This is a genomic window from Micromonospora wenchangensis (assembly GCF_002210435.1).
GTDB lineage: Bacteria > Actinomycetota > Actinomycetes > Mycobacteriales > Micromonosporaceae > Micromonospora > Micromonospora wenchangensis.
On the sequence record NZ_MZMV01000076.1, the window covers coordinates 1 to 15056 of the forward strand.

Here is a 15056-nt window from a genome sequence, read left to right on the forward strand (position 1 = left end):
GGGGTATAAACAATTGGCACTGGCTTTACAAGCACCCTGTTGAGTTCTCAAAGAACAACCACACACCAACCAAACCACCGCACTAACGGCGACCCGACCGGGGCTACTTCTCTAAGTTACTGTGGCCGAATTTCACTGTCAAATTCGCTGTCGCGATCTGTCAGCCCGATTCAGCCGTATCCACCGTTGTCACGCACACCGTTTCCGGTGGTCGTTGCGATCGTGGGAATCGGCAGACCGGCCGGCATCCGCTTTCGCGGTGCCCGCCCGGCTCCCTGCCGGCTTCAGAACTCTACCCGGTCGGCTTCGCGTTCGCAACCCCAACTTTCGAGGAGCCCCGCACCGCCCGATCCTCAGCATCGCTCGGCGTCTCCGCCACGATCCTGGTGCCCGTTCTCGGCCGGTTCGTCCGGCCTCCCGCGTGCAGAGAGAAAGTTACGCGGACGCCCCCACGGAAGGCAAATCAATGATCGTCACTACTTCCCTCAGCGGGCGTCACCTGACGGCGTCCGTCCCTTCCGGCGCTCCACCCGCGTACCGAAACGACGCCGAGGTGGCCGATCCGTGCCAGAGTGGCTGCCATGGATGAGGCGTCCCGCTCCCCCACGGTCACCCTCGCCGACGACGCACTGCTGGGACTCCTGCTGCCCTTCTGGCAACTGGTGATCGCGGCGGTCGTGCTCGTCGTCGTCGTACTGTCGGTCGTCCGGCTGGCCCGGCGCGGACCCTCCAGGATGGGGACGGCCCTGCTGGTGACGGCGGCGGCGATCATCGCGCTGGCGGTCGTGGGGGTGCTGCTGAGCTGACCGACGCCCGGCCGCACGACGCCGAGCCCGTCAGAGGCGGCGGTTGGCCAGGCTGGGCAGTTCGGCCCGGATCGTGCGCAGCCGGTCCAGGTCGACGTCGACCACGGTGAGACCCGGCCCGTCCGGCACCTGGCCGAGCACCGTTCCCCACGGGTCGACCACCATGCTGCGGCCGAAGCACGTCCGGCCCGGGTCGTGGTCACCGGTCTGCCCGGCGGCCGCCACGAAACACTGGTTCTCGATCGCCCGGGCCCGCAGCAGGACCTCCCAGTGGTCCCGCCCGGTGTGCATCATGAACGCCGCCGGCACGACGAGCAGGTGCGCTCCCCCGTCCGTGGCGAGCCGCCGGTACAGCTCCGGGAAGCGCAGGTCGTAGCAGATGGACAAGCCGACCCGCAGACCCTCCACGTCGACCACCACGCGTTCCGTCCCGGGTGCCACCGTGGCGGATTCGCGGTAGGACACCCGCCCGGGGATCTCCACGTCGTACAGGTGGATCTTCCGGTAGCTGGCGGCGAGGGCGCCGGAACGGTCGAAGACCAGCGAGGTGTTCCAGGTGTGCGTCGGGTCCGGCCCGACCTCGTGGAAGGAGCCGGCCACCAGCCAGATCCCCAGTCGCCGGGCCACCTCGGCGAAGAAGGTGCCCACCGTCCCGTCCACCCCCTCGGCCGGCGGCATCCCCTCGGCCCGGCCGAGATAGTCGACGTACTCGGGAAGGACCGCCAGGTCGGCACCGGCCGCCGCGGCCCGCACGAGCAGGGCCTCGGCGGCGGCCAGGTTGGCCGACCGGTCGTCGCGGGCGTTGAGCTGGCAGACGGCGACGCGCATGCTGCCCAGCGTACGGGCGGACGGCGGCCCCGGGACAGTACGCGACCCGGCAAGACCCGAACACGCCACACCCGACCGGGCCTTGGAACCCCGGGTCGGACGCTCGGCACGCCCGCCGGGGCACGCCGTGGGCACCCCCAGAGCCGCCGGGAAGCGACCGCGGGCCGAGGGTGTGGGATCGGGGTGGACGGCCGGTCAGCCGGCGGTCAGGGTCGAAGCGCCGTACGCGCAGAAGCACGGCCCCGGGCGGGGGCCGTGCTTCCGACGGTGGTCGGGGTGCCGGTCAGGCCGACTTCTCCTCGCGGTCGCGACGGGCCCGGCGGCCGGTGAACTCGCGCGGCACGATGGTCGGGTTGACGTTCTCCAGCACGGCCTCGCGGGTGATCAGCACCCGGGCGGCGTCCGGGTTGCTCGGCACCTCGTACATGACGGAGAGGAGGACCTCTTCCATGATGGCGCGCAGACCACGGGCACCGGTGCCCCGGAGCATCGCCTGGTCGGCGATCGCCTCCAGCGCCGCCGGCTCGAACTCCAGCTCGACGCCGTCCAGCTCGAAGAGCCGCTGGTACTGCCGGACCAGGGCGTTGCGGGGCTCGGTGAGGATGCGCACCAGGGCGGAACGGTCCAGGCTGCGCACGTTGGTGATCACCGGCAGTCGGCCGATGAACTCGGGGATCAGCCCGAACTTGAGCATGTCCTCCGGCATCACCTGGCTGAAGATGTCGTCGGTGGAACGCTCGGAGACCGACCGGAGCCGGGCGCCGAAGCCGGTGCCGCCGGAGCCGGTGCGGGCCTCGATGATCTGGTCGAGGCCGGCGAAGGCGCCACCGCAGATGAACAGCACGTTGGTGGTGTCGATCTGGATGAACTCCTGGTGGGGGTGTTTGCGCCCGCCCTGCGGCGGCACGTTCGACACCGTGCCCTCCAGCATCTTGAGCAGGGCCTGCTGCACCCCCTCGCCGGAGACGTCCCGGGTGATCGACGGGTTCTCCGACTTACGGGCGATCTTGTCGACCTCGTCGATGTAGATGATGCCCGTCTCGGCGCGCTTGATGTCGTAGTCGGCGGCCTGGATCAGCTTGAGGAGGATGTTCTCCACGTCCTCGCCGACGTAACCCGCCTCGGTCAGCGCGGTGGCGTCCGCGATCGCGAAGGGCACGTTGAGCATCCGGGCCAGGGTCTGCGCAAGGTGCGTCTTGCCGCACCCGGTCGGACCGAGCAGCAGGATGTTGGACTTGGCCAGCTCGACGGCGTCGCTGCCGGAGCCGGGGGCGTTCGCCGCCTCGGCCTGGATGCGCTTGTAGTGGTTGTAGACCGCCACCGCGAGCGCCTTCTTGGCCTGGTCCTGACCGACGACGTAGTTGTCGAGGAACTGGCAGATCTCCATCGGCTTGGGAAGCTCTTCCCACTTCACCTCGCCGGACTCGGCCAACTCCTCCTCGATGATCTCGTTGCAGAGATCGATGCACTCGTCGCAGATGTAGACCCCTGGGCCCGCGATGAGCTTCTTGACCTGCTTCTGCGACTTGCCGCAGAACGAGCACTTCAGTAGGTCGCCGCCGTCACCGATCCGTGCCACCTACGTTCTCCCTGCACTCGTCGACCGGAGTCCGGCCCTGAACCGCGGACGCCGGAGCGCCCGTCCGTGGTGAAATCCGTTCCGCCGGTCCGACCCGGCCACGCCGTACGGACCCGACGTTACCCGCTGGCGAGGGTTTCTCCGACCCCCAAAACGGGTGTGTCAGAGGCCGGCCGGGAACTGCTCGCCCGACCGACCTCCGACCGGTGGTGCTCAGCGGGCCGCGTTGGCGGCCAGCAGGCCCTTCTTGCGGCTGGTCAGGATCGTGTCGACCAGCCCGTACTCCTTGGACTCCTCGGCCGTCATGATCTTGTCGCGGTCGATGTCCTTGCGGACCTGCTCGATCGGCCGGTTGCAGTGCCGGGAGAGCATGTCCTCCAGCTGGGTGCGCATCCGCAGGATCTCCCGGGCCTGGATCTCGATGTCCGAGCCCTGCCCGTAGCCGCCCTCGGTGGCCGGCTGGTGGATGATGATCCGCGAGTTCGGCAGCGCCATCCGCTTGCCCGGGGTGCCCGCCGACAGCAGCACGGCCGCCGCGCTGGCCGCCTGGCCCAGGCAGACGGTGGAGATGTCCGGCCGGACGTACTGCATGGTGTCGTAGATCGCCGTCATGGCGGTGAACGAACCACCTGGCGAGTTGATGTACATGATGATGTCGCGGTCCGGGTCGGTGCCCTCGAGCGTCAGCAGCTGCGCCATCACGTCGTTGGCCGACGCGTCGTCGACCTGGACGCCGAGGAAGATGATCCGGTCCTCGAAGAGCTTGTTGTACGGGTTGGACTCCTTGACCCCGTACGAGGTGCGCTCGACGAACGACGGCAGGACGTAACGGTTGTGCACGGCCGCGAACTGGGGCGGCAGGCTCAGATCGGTCATCGTCAGCTCCTCAGCTCAGGGTCCCGGCGCCATCCGGAACCTGGGTGGCTCCGATGATCACCTTGTCGATGAAGCCGTAGTCCATGGCCTCCTGGGCGGTGAACCAGCGGTCGCGGTCCGAGTCGGCCTCGATCTGCGCCTGGCTCTGCCCGGTGTGGTGGGCGACCCGCTCCTGGAACATCCGCTTGGTGTAGAGCATCTGCTCGGCCTGGATCGCGATGTCCGACGCGGTGCCGCCGAGACCACCGGACGGCTGGTGCATCATGATCCGCGCGTGCGGCAGGGCGTACCGCTTGCCCCTGGTGCCCGCGCAGAGCAGCAGCTGACCCATCGAGGCGGCCATGCCCATCGCCACGGTCGACACGTCGTTGTCGATGTACTGCATGGTGTCGTAGATCGCCATGCCGGAGTAGACCGAGCCACCCGGCGAGTTGATCCAGAGGAAGATGTCGCGGTCCGGGTCCTCCGCCGCGAGCAGCAGCAGCTGGGCGCAGATGCGGTTGGCGACCTGGTCGTTCACCTCGCTGCCGAGGAAGATGATGCGCTCCTTGAGCAACCGGTTGTAGACCGAGTCGTCGAGGTTGCCAATGGTGTCGCCACCTCGGGCTTCGATCGCCCGGAGCGGCTTCGCTGGGATGTGCATGTCGGTCATGGCAGCCCTTCGCTCTCCGTACCGTCGTACCCGACATTAACCGCTCCACCGGGTGATCGACTCCCGCTCGCGGCACTGTTCGCTCTCAGCGCAGCAGGCTCGGGACGTACCCGGAAAAGGGGTTCGGCCGCCGTGCGCCGCAACGGGCGGACGGCGGCCGACCGGGTCGGATCAGTGCTCGTGGTCGTGGTCGTGCGCCTGCTCGTTCTCGGCCCGCAGCGCGTCGAGGGTGACCTCGTTGCCGGCCGAGTCCTTGATCTTGATCTTCTCCATCACGGACGCGAGCGCCTTGCCGCGCCGCACGTCACCGAAGACGGCGGCGGCGGCACCGGAGCGGACCAGCTGGTCGTAGTACTGCTGCGGGGCCATCCCGGCGCGCTGCGCCCGGTGGACGATCTCGTGGCCGAACTCGTCGTCGGAGACCTGGGTGTCCTCGGCGTCGGCCAGGGTGTCCAGCAGCAGCTGGATCTTGACGCCCTCGGTCGCCGCCTCGGTCAGCTCGGTGTCGATCTGCTCCTCGGTCTTCTCCTCGGCGGCGAGGTACTCCTCCATCGAGGCGCCGATCCGCTCCAGCTGGTCGATCATCGCCTGCTTGCGGCTCTCGACCTCCTCGCGGACGACACCCTCCGGCGCCGGCACCCCGGCGGCGGCGACCAACTGCTCCAGGGCCTTGTCCCGGGCGGCGTAGATCTGCTCGACCCGCTTACCCCGGCTGACCTTCTCCCGCAGGTCGGCGCGCAGCTCGTCGATGGTGTCGAACTCGCTGGCCATCTGGGCGAAGTCGTCGTCCAGCTCCGGCAGCTCCTTCTCCTTGACCGTGCGGACGGTCACCGCCACCTCGGCGTCCCGGCCGGCGAAGTCGCCGCCCACGAGCTGGGTGGTGAAGGTGGTGTCGTCGCCGGCGGCGAGACCGACCAGGGCCTCGTCCAGGCCCGGCAGGAGCTGCTTGCTGCCGACCTCGTGCGAGATGTTGCTCGCCGAGCCGCCCGGCACGTCCTCGCCGTCGACGGTCGCGTTCAGGTCGATCTGCACGTAGTCGCCCTCGGCGGCGGCCCGCTCGACGGTCTTGAGCGTGGCGAACCGCTCGCGCAGGTTCTTGACCTGCTCGTCGATCTCGCTCTCGTCGATCTGCAGCTCGTCGACGGTCACCTCGACGGTGGCCGGGTCCGGCAGGGTCAACTCGGGCCGGACGTCGACCTCGGCGGTGAAGTTGAGCGAGTCACCGTCGTTGAACTCGGTGATCTCGACCTCCGGGCGGCCGAGCGTCTTGAGGTCGTGCTCGCGCACCGCGGCGAGGATGTTCTGCGGGATGGCCTCCTGCACCGCCTCGTTGAGCACGGTGCCCCGGCCCACCCGCTGGTCGATCACGGCGGCCGGGATCTTGCCCCGACGGAAGCCGGGAACCTGGACCTGCTGGCCGATCTCCCGGTACGCCTTCTTGAGGCTCGGCTCGAGCTCGACGAACGGCACCTCGATGGCGAGCCGCACGCGCGTCGGGCTCAGAGTCTCGACGGTGCTCTTCACAGGCGTACTCCTTGACGGATCTCAGTGGTGGGTCTGGGTCTGGGCGTGATTGCGCGCATCGAGTGTAGGCGAGCCGGGACGCTGCTCCGGCAGCGCCCGGCGAACCGCACGGATCGGCGTCGCCTCCCGGGGCTGATCCCGGGATGCGCACGCAGTCGGGGTGGCGGGATTTGAACCCACGGCCCCTCGCTCCCAAAGCGAGTGCGCTACCAAGCTGCGCCACACCCCGTGGCGAAAGAAGTGTATGCCGTCGCGCCCCGCCCGGGATGCCGGGGCGTCCCCACCGGCCTGTCCCCCACCCGCGCCCGGCGTGCGCTCGGCGTGGCCCCGGCGGGCGCTCGGCGTGGCCCCCGGTGCCGCGGCCGGCGTGGCCCCGGTGATCAAGAGGTTTGCGTCAGGGGGAGCGTCGAGGGTGACGGATACCTCTTGATCACCGGGGGAACGGGCCTGGGGGGAGGGAATGCCGGGGTACGGGGGTGGGAGTAGGCTGGCGGCGCGTCCCGGTTGCCGGGCGTACGCGGGCGTAGCTCAATGGCAGAGCTTCAGTCTTCCAAACTGACGGTGCGGGTTCGATTCCCGTCGCCCGCTCCACACCTTCCGGCCCAGGTCAGCGGCATACCCGCCGAGCCTGGGCCGTTCTCGTACTAGCTGTCTGTGATCTTGCGTGCCATTGGCGTGCCAGTAGCGCCGGCCGTGTCGCCCGAGGCGGGTCCGCGTGCCGGACGGGCCGCCTTCGTGCCCTTGGCCGCCCTATGGGCCGCCGGCTTCGCCTGGGTCACGTTCCGCTTCGCCGGCTTGACCTTGGACGTCTCTCCCTTGCCCTTGCTCGACCTGGCCGTGACCGCCGCCCGCTTCGCCTGCTTGGCGATCCGGCAGTCATCCGACGATCCACCTGGTTTACAACGCTGCGTAGTCGCGTACGGGCGAGGTTCAGGCCCTCGAACTGCACGACTGGCGGGTATCCGCAAGTGTCGGACGGTGGCGCCAGTCTCTGGACCCATGAAGCCGCTCATGGTGCGCCGCACCACCTTCAGTCCCCACTATGGCCACTTCGTCCTGCGGGACGTGTGGTGTGATGCCGGCGACGAGGGCGAGTCATACCGAGACGCGGAGGGCCAGGTAGCCGGCGCGTCCACGTACGGGATCTGTGTTCGGGTTCTCTCGGACGCATTCAAGGTGGGCCTTGAACTCCGGACGTGGGCCAGTGAGCCCGCGCCGGACAGCGGCCTGTGGGACGGATCTCGACAGCTTGAGCTGCACTGCCCGACCGGAGAGCTGATCGTTGAGGTGATCACCTCTGGAGCGGCACTGGAGGTCACTCCTCCGCAGGGAGCCGGCGTCTACGGTGTTCGGGTCCACCGCAGGCAGGCCGACACCCAGGAGTTCCTTATCGAGCTGTGGTGGCGGAACCCGCTGCCGCCGGCCGACGATGACGAGGACTTCTACAGCGATGTGTGGTCCTGACCAGGTCAGGAAAGGGCGTATGTGTCCTCGATCTCGTGACGGCTACCAGGCATGACCAGCACCGATGCCATGATCGGGTCACCCGACGCCTGGTGGACGGTGATGACGACGCTCAGCACCGACTCGTCGGCCGGCACGTCCAGGGCCGCCGCTTCGGCTTCGTTGACCCGCGGGCGGTCATGCGTTCGGTGGCGTAGTCGGCACGGAGGCCCTTGTGACGGGCGATGAGGTCGAGCAGGCCGCCCGGGATCGGGTCCGGCTTGGTGATGTCCGTACCCACCGCGATGTCGACCGGAACAAACGTGGACACCAGGTCCACCGGCCCCGCCTCCGACACGGTCCGGCGACGCCGCCGGTCGCGCTGCGCCTGAGTCTCCCGAAGCCGATCACGCGCCGCGCCCGACAGGTAGGTGCTCACCGGGGCGCGTCCTTCGGCAGAAGCTTGCTCGCGCGGATCAGGATCCGCGCCTGCTGACCCCGCCGACCGGTCCGGCCGAGCCTGAGCCCCTCCACCCAGATCCACTCGTCATGGGGAGGGCGGTGCGCCACCAGCCGCACCCCGGTCACCCACAACGTCACCGGCCCGTCCGACGGCATCAACCGCTCCGCCGCACTGATCTCCAACACCGCACCGAGCCGAACCCGAACATCAAACACCGCGTCCCCTCCTAACCGGCCCCGCGTTCCTACGCGGCGGCGTGCTCGCTGTCGTCCGTGGCAGACGTTGAAGGCCGGCGATCCGCACGAAGACCTCACGCCGTGCCAACGCCTCACCGGTGGCCCGGTTGATCGAGTAGCCGGTGAGCCACACCCACCCGTCATACGTGGGTCTGTCGTCCACCGACGTCACCCGCAGCCACAACGCCCGGTCGCCGATGAACTGCACCGACGCCCGACGGTCGATCAACACCAGGTCACCCGGCGCGGGCACACCCGGCCGATGCGGCAGCGGAGTGCGAGGCACCGGGGTAGGCGGGCAATTCACGGCACGGCGTCCGGGTCGCCGCCCCACACCAGCACCCACCCCGGGCCAGCCTCAGCACGACGCCGCACGACCGGAACCCGAACAGTCCAGGCATGGGCGACGTACCAGCCGTCGCACGGTGGTAGACCCCTGCCCGATGGCGCGTAGGTCCGCCCACTGGCGGACGAACTTCCATGCCCTACCACCGCAGGACGAGCAGGCCGCGCCCACCTGGACGACGCCGGGGGCGACGTGGTGCGGGGTGCCGGGAGTACGGATCAGGGATGATCCGGACGAGTTAGAAGTTTCCACCGCACCGCGCATCATGATCTCCCACCAACCGGCATTAGAACTAGCTCTATGTGACCGGATCGTCGACCACGCTGTCAATAGAACTAGCTCTAATGTTCGCCCGTAGGACACACTTGCTGGTAGAGATAGCTCTACGCAGCGCACGGCCAGGAGGAGCGAGTGGGCATCGGGTACCGGGATCTGGCGACGCTCCTGCGCGAAGCCATCCAACGCGGCGACTACACCGAAGGCAGCACCCTGCCGAAGCAGGACGAGATCGCCGCCGAGCACGGCGTCAACATCAACACCGTCCGGCAGGCAGTGCGAATGCTCGAAGCCGAAGGACTCGTCACGCCCGTCCGCAGACGCGGCACCGTCGTCCGACCACGGGTGGCGATGAAGCGGCTCGGCATCGACCGCTACGCCAAGAGCAAGTGGAAGTCAGGGCTCGTCGCGTTCGCCGCCGACCGCGAGGCCACCGGCCGCACCTGGACACCAGGCGACCAGACCAACGAGGTACGCCTGACGAAGGCCGACGCCGAGACCGCCGAAGCGCTCGGACTCAAGCCCGGAGCACCCGTCTACGAACGCGCCCGCCTGGTCAAGGAAGCCGACGTGCCCACCCATACCCTGACCAGCTACTACCGGCCGGAAGACGTGGAAGGAACCTCGCTGGTCGACCCGACACCCGGGCCAGCCGGACGAGGTGGAGGCTTCGCCATCCTCACCGGCCGAGGACTGGAACCGGACACGATCACCGAAACCGTACGCGCACGGATGCCCACTCCCGAGGAGACCCAACTCCTCCAGCTCCCAGCCGGCGAGCCCGTCATGGTCCTGCACCGCACGACGTTCACCCACGACGGCCGACCGGTCGAGTTCGCCCGAGGGGTCCACGCCGCATCCCGCTTCACCTGGTCGTACACCTTCAAGATCCCCGACTGAGAGACCGAACTGATGCCCACGAACCCCCCGGCCATCCCCGCCGAACACCGGGCGGACGTCGAACGCCTGTGGAACTACCACCACATGCACCACGAGATCCGGCCGGTCGACGTGGGCATCGGACTCGGCAGCCACGACCTCGGAGTCGCCAAGATCGCCACCGACCTCTACCACCAAGGGATGTATCCAACGCTGGTCTTTACCGGTGCCAACGCCCCGACCACCATCGGCACCTTCCCCCGGGGTGAAGCCGTCCACTACCGCGAGTACGCCATAGCCCACGGCGTGCCGGCCGACGCGATCCTCATCGACACGCAGGCCAAGAACACCGGCCAGAACATCGAGCACACCCGCGCGCTCCTCACCGAAAACCAGGTCCAGGCCCGATCGGTGATCCTGATGTCCCGCCCGTACCAACAGCGCCGCGCGTACGCCACCTGCAAGCAGCTCTGGCCCGAGGTCGACGTGATTTGCGCGTCGCACCCGCTCTCACTCGACGACTACGTGACCAGCATCGGCGACACCAGGAAGGTCATGGACATGCTCGTCGGGGACACCCAACGCATCGACATGTACGCCGAACTCGGCTTCGCCATCCCCCAGCACGTCCCCGACGACGTCCGCGCCGCCTACAGCCGCCTGGTCGACGCCGGATATACGAGCCGACTCGTGTAGAGGAGCCGAGCTACTGGCCCAGCGCACGCCGCCCAGCCTCCGCCACCTCAGGTGACACCACGACCGCCACGACCTCACCTTCCTTGGCCAGCGGCACTGAGTTACCCGCCTGCACCGCCTCAATGAACTCGCTCAGTACCAAATCGATCGCCGTGCCATCCGCGTACGCCCGATCCGGATCCGCCTGCCTCATGAGGCAGAGCCTAGCCAATCGACCCGGATTGCCCAGGCAGCTACCTTGAGAGCTGTTGAAGGCGAGGCAGCGCGGGCTTTCTGTGCTCTTCAAGCCGGCCCTTGGCTGGCCGCACCGCGCCGTCGCCTGGGCGCGCGCCGACCGCTACCGCTATCGCTCTGCGGCCGCCACGTCTGGTGCCCGGCATCTGGCGCGGAAAGTGGGAAGCCGGCGCATGACATAGCGGGTTCCCCGATCCCCAAGAAGGTCGGGTCAACGGCATACGGCATGGCGAAGGCGTGCCATATGCCGGAAATAATGACTTATGCGACTAAGCAGCGAAATATCAGGGTCACCTTGTCAGATACTAGACCATTTGCGAATCGGCTGGGGGGGTTCCCCACAGGAGGGTGCACCGGATATGACTGATGATTCCGAGTGCCGATCGACAAAGTTGGAGGCTGTCGTGCTAGGGGAGACTTTGAGTGCATTGGCAGGCGCTGGCGGCGCGGCATTAATCGGTGCGGTAGCTACGGACGGATGGCAACTGGCTAAGCAGGGCTTTACGCAGATGCTCGGGCGAGGCGACCAGACTCGGACCGTTGCCATTGAGGAGCGATTGGAACGTACCCGGGTCGTAGTCCAGTCTGCTGGGCAACAAGATGACCGGGTGCGCTTGGAGCAACAGGCGGCATGGACAGCGCGGCTGGAGGATCTACTGATCGATCACCCAGAGGCAGCCACGGAATTGCGTGCCGTAGTGTCGCGGGTCGTCGAGGCCACGGGGACACACGCCGCCGGTGGCGTAATACAGCACGTAGCCGCGTACGACCAGGCCCAGCAAGTCGTGCAGGGCCATGGTACGCAGACAGTGACATTCGGCTCTACGGCCACGAGCTAAGTGGTAGCGGCTAAGCCTCACAGCGTGACTCACTGAGTGGGAGCGTATCTTTGATTCCAGGGCAGATCCGCCAGGACGTCATCGGACTCGACAGCAGCCGACAAGCCGTTCAGGGCCATGGCGTCCAAGTAGTCGTCAATACAGATAGCAGACTCACTGGCCCTCAGGAATTTGGCTCTGCAGCGGGCAAGAAGGACCCTGGAGCACCACCGCCGACCGTGGTGTCGAACCTTGCCATGCGAAATCCAGGGTTCGTCGGCCGCGAGGCGTCTTTGGGGCAGATCCGGCAGTTGCTGGTTGAGCACGGTCGAGCGGTGACCCGATCCCGTGACCGCATGGGCGGGGTCGGTAAGACACAACTGGCCATCGAGTATGCCTTCCGCTTCGCCGCCGAGTACGATGTCCTATGGCTGGTAGCAGCGGAGAATGACGAGCTAATTGGTGGCAATTTAGCACAACTGGCGGTGGCGTCGGGGCTTGTGGGCGCAGACGTCACTACACCAGCGGCCATAAAGGCATTGCATGCAGCAATGCAGATAAACCGACGGTGGCTACTGATCTTCGACAACGCCGAGGATCCCAACACGTTGGCACCATGGTTTCCCCCACGCGGCGGCCACCTTATCATCACATCCCGCAACCCTGGTTGGGATGAATTCGCAGCGCCAGTCGAGGTGAGTCTCTTCGAGCGAGCCGAGTCCGTCCTACTGCTGCAGAGCCGGATACCTCGGCTTCCCGCTAAGGCCGCTGATCGGTTGGCGGAAGCGTTAGGTGACCTGCCTTTAGCGGTTGCCCAAGCCGCCACGGTCATGACCGAAACAGGCATGCCAACGGACGAGTACCTTGATCTCCTCGCCCATCACACCACCGAAATCCTTGACGGTGGCAGGCCAGGTAATTACCCCACATCGCTTGCCGCGAGTATCCGCCTTTCCACCGATCGGCTTACCCAAGGCCACCCCGCAGCAGCGCAAATGCTGAACCTCTGTGCGGTTCTGGCCCCCGAACCGATTCCGCTGAGCCTGTTCACGCAGTCTCTGGCCCTGCTATCCGAACCCCTTGCCAGCGTCGGCAGGAACCGGCTAGCGTTTTACAACGTCGTGAAGACAATCGCCGAGCATGGGTTGGCTGGAACCAGCCACGATGGGATACAAATTCACCGGCTCATCCAGGCCGTGGTTCGCGACCGAAACGGTAGTCACCACCTAACTGTTGCCCGCGACCAAGCTGCCACGCTACTTGCTGCAGCGGTACCCAACGACACTGATGACCCAGCGACCTGGCCAATTTGGTCAACCCTCGCGCCACACATTATCGCCATCGACCCGACAACTACTGTCAAGTATCAACTTCGAGAAGCCGCGTGCCAGGTGACGCTGTACCTGCTCCGGCGGGGTGAACACCAACCAGCACTTCTTCTCGCAGAACGGCTACACCAACACTGGCTAGAATTGCTCGGACCTGACGACATTCATACGCTGAAGGCCGCGACTGAGCATGCGCATGCACTCCATATTCGCGGCAATTTCCACCAAGCGCACCCGATGATTGTCGATACGCTTGTCCGCTGCCGACGTGTGCTCGGCGACGATTACCCTCAAACCCTGCGGGCAGCACACGACTTTGGCGTCAGTCTGCAAGCCCTTGCTGAGTACGCCCGGGCTCAGACCGTGAAAGAAGACACGCTTGCTCGCTGCCGACGTGTGCTCGGCGACGACCACCCAGACACCCTGGGCGCGGCGGTGAGCCTTGCCGCCACCCTGTATACCCTTGGCGAATACGCCCAGGACCGAGCTATTTCCGAAGACACGCTTGCTCGCTGCCGACGTGTGCTCGGCGACGACCACCCGAACACCCTGCGCGCAGCGATGAGCCTCTCCGACACCCTACACCGCCTTGGTGAGCACGCCCGGGCCAAGGCCATAAAAGAAGACACGCTTGCCCGCTGCCGACGTGTGCTCGGCGACAACCACCCCGATGCCCTAAGTGCGGCGGCAGGCCTCGCCATGATCTTGGATACCCAGGGCGATCATGCCAAAGCCCAAGCCATAAAAGGAGAAGTTCTTACCCGATGTAAAGAAGTTCTCGGCGACGATCATCCGGAGACCCTGCGCGCAGCGATAAGCTTTGCCGTTACCCTGCACAACCGGGGTGAGTATGCCCGGGCCAGGGCCATGAAAGAAGACACGCTTGCTCGCTGCCGACGTGTGCTCGGCGACGACCACCCAGAGACCTTGCTTTCAATGCGCAGCCTTGCGCTGACGCTCGTCGAATCAAAAAGAGTCATGCAGGCGCGCTTTTTGATTGACGACACCTTGAACCGTCAGCAGCGAGTTCTTGGCACCAAGCATCCTGAAACAAAGTTGACTTCGGAGATTCGAGCCCAGATCGCTGCGTTAATCGGCGGAACGTCCCCGGCAAAGGGTAGCCGATCGAGACGTACCGGCAGGAGGTGACGCCCGGATGCTGGCAGCAGGCAAGCTACCTGGGGCCCGAGCTATGCCCTATCCGGCGATCCATCGACGTGTGATCCATCGACGCCACTGCTGAAACGTTCTCATTAGGATCAAGGGCCGCGCAAGCGCGGCCCACCCGCCGTGCTCGGCCTGCTGGCGGCCTCCGGCCGGCATCGGCCGACACGGCGGGCAGTGGTGGGATCTACGCACTCTCAGGAGGCAGAATCCGCGCCGGGTCGGAACCCGGTGGAAAGAAGGCGAGGCCACTCGGGTCTCGGTCCGAGCCATGGTCTTCCTGCCAGCCGAAGGCACCAGTAACGACGTAGTCCATCGATGCCCCGGTCAGCAGCATTAGCACCCGACCACTACCCATGCTGCCGGTCTCAGAGAGGATCTGCTTCTCCTCCTCGACGGTGGACACTCGGATGACGAGACCATCGTAGTCGTCGCGGACCTTGATCGCTTTGACCGGCTTGAACAGAAGGTCTATCCGGGGCAGGTCGCCGCCTGTGCGGGTGCGAAACAGCAGCTGGCTGTGGCTGACCGTGTAGGCCCAGAGCGCGAAGCTACGGGTTGACGAGAAGAGTGTTTCACCGGGAACAAGCTGGCGATCCTTGAACCATGCTCTCTCCTGCACAAGAGAAGATCTTGCCATGCGTGAGCGCGCGGAGGGCGGACACCAGAGGCCGAACGATCGCGTGGGCGCTCACCCGCCGCTGCGGGTAGGGCGATCGGCTGCCGCGCCGCTTCGCGGCTTGCCACCGGGTACCGGGGTCCAGGCGCGCGGGGAGCCGGCGACACGGCAAGCCGCCCCCGGCCAGAGCGGCCGGGGGCGGTGAGCCGTACGCCGCCGGACGGCCGCGCGCCCACCGCGCAGCCGTGCCAGCCACGTGCCAGTAGCCGGTGTCCCAGACGGTCCCCAA

Annotated in this window: 15 protein-coding genes and 2 tRNA genes; 6 read left to right on the forward strand and 11 right to left on the reverse strand. The window is 66.8% G+C overall.

Going from position 1 to position 15056, the window contains the following annotated elements:
• Positions 1–581: 581 nt before the first annotated feature.
• Complete coding sequence (locus B5D80_RS28930; RefSeq protein WP_088647105.1) at positions 582–806, forward strand: hypothetical protein; 225 nt, start codon at positions 582–584, stop codon at positions 804–806.
• Between the two features lie 30 nt (positions 807–836).
• Here B5D80_RS28930 and B5D80_RS28935 read toward each other — a convergent pair whose 3' ends face one another.
• The 6 genes from B5D80_RS28935 to B5D80_RS28960 all read right to left on the reverse strand — a co-directional run bounded on the left by B5D80_RS28935 (position 837) and on the right by B5D80_RS28960 (position 6494).
• Complete coding sequence (locus tag B5D80_RS28935) at positions 837–1634, reverse strand: carbon-nitrogen hydrolase family protein (RefSeq protein ID WP_088647106.1); 798 nt, start codon at positions 1632–1634, stop codon at positions 837–839.
• A 283-nt stretch (positions 1635–1917) separates the two neighbouring features.
• Positions 1918–3213 carry an ATP-dependent Clp protease ATP-binding subunit ClpX gene (gene clpX, locus B5D80_RS28940; protein WP_088647107.1) on the reverse strand — a complete coding sequence of 432 codons (1296 nt, stop codon included), beginning with the start codon at positions 3211–3213 and terminating at the stop codon, positions 1918–1920.
• Between the two features lie 213 nt (positions 3214–3426).
• On the reverse strand, positions 3427–4089 hold the full coding sequence (locus tag B5D80_RS28945) for an ATP-dependent Clp protease proteolytic subunit (protein ID WP_030333536.1): 663 nt from the start codon (positions 4087–4089) through the stop codon (positions 3427–3429).
• 10 nt (positions 4090–4099) lie between these two features.
• Entirely contained in the window at positions 4100–4741 is a 642-nt protein-coding gene (locus tag B5D80_RS28950; protein ID WP_088647108.1) for an ATP-dependent Clp protease proteolytic subunit, read from the reverse strand.
• Between the two features lie 171 nt (positions 4742–4912).
• Entirely contained in the window at positions 4913–6265 is a 1353-nt protein-coding gene (gene tig, locus B5D80_RS28955; RefSeq protein ID WP_088647109.1) for a trigger factor, read from the reverse strand.
• Between the two features lie 155 nt (positions 6266–6420).
• Positions 6421–6494 (reverse strand) — tRNA-Pro (locus B5D80_RS28960).
• A gap of 288 nt (positions 6495–6782) precedes the next feature.
• On the opposite strand from B5D80_RS28960, the gene B5D80_RS28965 reads away from it, so the two are divergent.
• Both B5D80_RS28965 and B5D80_RS33165 read left to right on the forward strand, forming a co-directional pair.
• Positions 6783–6856 (forward strand) — tRNA-Gly (locus B5D80_RS28965).
• 408 nt (positions 6857–7264) lie between these two features.
• Positions 7265–7729, forward strand: coding sequence for a hypothetical protein (locus tag B5D80_RS33165; RefSeq protein ID WP_144081795.1), 465 nt, complete (start codon positions 7265–7267; stop codon positions 7727–7729).
• Positions 7730–7841: 112 nt separating this feature from the next.
• Here the strand turns inward: B5D80_RS33165 and B5D80_RS28970 are convergent, their stop codons facing one another.
• Positions 7842–8147: a hypothetical protein gene (locus tag B5D80_RS28970; RefSeq protein ID WP_245855048.1), complete on the reverse strand. Its 306-nt coding sequence runs from the start codon at positions 8145–8147 to the stop codon at positions 7842–7844.
• The gene (locus tag B5D80_RS28975; RefSeq protein ID WP_245855049.1) at positions 8144–8356 is read right to left on the reverse strand and encodes a hypothetical protein; all 213 of its coding nucleotides are present in this window, start codon (positions 8354–8356) and stop codon (positions 8144–8146) included. The genes B5D80_RS28970 and B5D80_RS28975 overlap by 4 nt, the downstream gene beginning before the upstream one ends.
• 808 nt (positions 8357–9164) lie before the next feature.
• On the opposite strand from B5D80_RS28975, the gene B5D80_RS28985 reads away from it, so the two are divergent.
• The gene (locus B5D80_RS28985; protein ID WP_088647112.1) at positions 9165–9929 is read left to right on the forward strand and encodes a GntR family transcriptional regulator; all 765 of its coding nucleotides are present in this window, start codon (positions 9165–9167) and stop codon (positions 9927–9929) included.
• Between the two features lie 12 nt (positions 9930–9941).
• Entirely contained in the window at positions 9942–10604 is a 663-nt protein-coding gene (locus tag B5D80_RS28990; RefSeq protein ID WP_088647113.1) for a YdcF family protein, read from the forward strand.
• Positions 10605–10614: 10 nt separating this feature from the next.
• Here B5D80_RS28990 and B5D80_RS28995 read toward each other — a convergent pair whose 3' ends face one another.
• Together B5D80_RS28995 and B5D80_RS33540 are read right to left on the reverse strand one after the other, a co-directional pair.
• Positions 10615–10797: a hypothetical protein gene (locus tag B5D80_RS28995; RefSeq protein ID WP_088647114.1), complete on the reverse strand. Its 183-nt coding sequence runs from the start codon at positions 10795–10797 to the stop codon at positions 10615–10617.
• 694 nt (positions 10798–11491) lie between these two features.
• Positions 11492–11635 carry a hypothetical protein gene (locus B5D80_RS33540; RefSeq protein WP_158224262.1) on the reverse strand — a complete coding sequence of 48 codons (144 nt, stop codon included), beginning with the start codon at positions 11633–11635 and terminating at the stop codon, positions 11492–11494.
• 92 nt (positions 11636–11727) lie between these two features.
• On the opposite strand from B5D80_RS33540, the gene fxsT reads away from it, so the two are divergent.
• Entirely contained in the window at positions 11728–14133 is a 2406-nt protein-coding gene (gene fxsT / locus B5D80_RS29000) for an FxSxx-COOH system tetratricopeptide repeat protein (RefSeq protein WP_144081796.1), read from the forward strand.
• 202 nt (positions 14134–14335) lie between these two features.
• Here the strand turns inward: fxsT and B5D80_RS29005 are convergent, their stop codons facing one another.
• Positions 14336–14770, reverse strand: a complete 435-nt coding sequence (locus B5D80_RS29005; protein WP_088647116.1) for a hypothetical protein — start codon at positions 14768–14770, stop codon at positions 14336–14338.
• Positions 14771–15056: the final 286 nt, after the last annotated feature.